Origin of the sequence: Shewanella sp. 10N.286.51.B7 (assembly GCF_002873615.1) — a bacterium.
GTDB lineage: Bacteria > Pseudomonadota > Gammaproteobacteria > Enterobacterales > Shewanellaceae > Shewanella > Shewanella electrodiphila.
The window spans coordinates 1-215 of record NZ_MCUF01000065.1 but is presented as its reverse complement, the minus strand read 5'-3'; the positions used below and the strand labels follow the sequence as shown (position 1 = coordinate 215).

General features: G+C 50.7%; 1 protein-coding gene. It reads right to left on the bottom strand.

The genetic code is table 11. From position 1 onward, the window contains the following. A partial coding sequence (locus BCU84_RS20750) for a hypothetical protein (RefSeq protein WP_198589609.1) occupies nucleotides 1-215 on the bottom strand: 215 nt, incomplete at both ends.

Genomic DNA, 215 nt, shown 5'->3' with positions numbered 1-215 from the left:
GTGCTGTTTGGCGCGACATCGGTGGTGGTACCTGAAATGTCGGCAGTCTCTGCGCCATCATTGATGGTGAGCGCCACATCGATAGAGCCCGCAGTGGCATCCATGTTGTCAGTGTCAGCATCAGTAACGGTTTGACCGTTTTGATCGACAGCTTGAGCATCAACGGTAATGTCGCCATCAACTAAACCTGAAATATCTACGCCATCAATGCTGTA